The sequence below is a fragment of the Aquitalea sp. FG25 genome (assembly GCF_057809375.1).
In genome coordinates this window covers 1-761 of the sequence record NZ_JBMDJV010000062.1, presented here as the reverse complement: position 1 = coordinate 761, position 761 = coordinate 1, and the positions used below count along the sequence as shown (strand labels likewise).

General features: G+C 56.1%; 1 protein-coding gene. It reads left to right on the top strand.

Going from position 1 to position 761, the window contains the following annotated elements:
* On the top strand, positions 1-682 hold a 682-nt coding region (locus ACODR9_RS24290), incomplete at its 5' end, for an AAA family ATPase (RefSeq protein WP_488813256.1).
* Positions 683-761: the final 79 nt, after the last annotated feature.

The following is a 761-nucleotide window of genomic DNA, read 5'->3' as shown; positions in this document are numbered from 1 at the left end:
CACCCTGCAAGTCAGCCAGGCAGACATGCAAGTGGTAGCTGGTGGAGACACCGCGCTGGTACTGGCCCGTACCGAGCTACAGGCGGAAGGTGAAGCCGGACAGCCTTGGCAGGCTACCCGGTTCGCCACTTATGTGTTCCGCCGGGATCAGGTAGGCATCTGGCGCTGTGCCATCGACAACTCCTACGGCACCAGCCTGCTTGAAACACCCCCCTCGCTGCATCTGCTGTGCGGCAAGATTGGCTCTGGCAAATCAACCCTGGCACGACAATTAGCCAAAGAGCCCAAAACCGTGCTGATTGGCGAGGATGAATGGCTGGCTAAGCTGTATCCAGGTGCCATCAAGGAAGTGGTCGACTATGTACGCTGTTCTGGACAGTTGAAAAATGTGTTGGGAGAACACGTGGCAGAGCTGCTGAGTGCTGGTCTTTCAGTCGTACTGGACGTGCCGGCCAATACGGTTGCATCCAGGCAATGGGCTATGTCGATCTGCACTCGCGTCGGAGTGGCTCATGCTCTACATCTCCTGGATGTTCCTGATCGAGTCTGCAAGGAGCGCTTGCACCTGCGCAACCAGTCCGGCACCCACCCATTCACCGTTGACGATGCCACCTTTGACCGGATTACCCAATATTACGAGCCACCGCAGGACGGTGAGAGTTTAAATGTCGTTCGTCATTGAAAGCTGATTTCCCCCAAACTCAGTCGACTCCAGAATGGCTGCTTTCTGATACAGAAGCAGCCATTGCTTAGATGGGGGG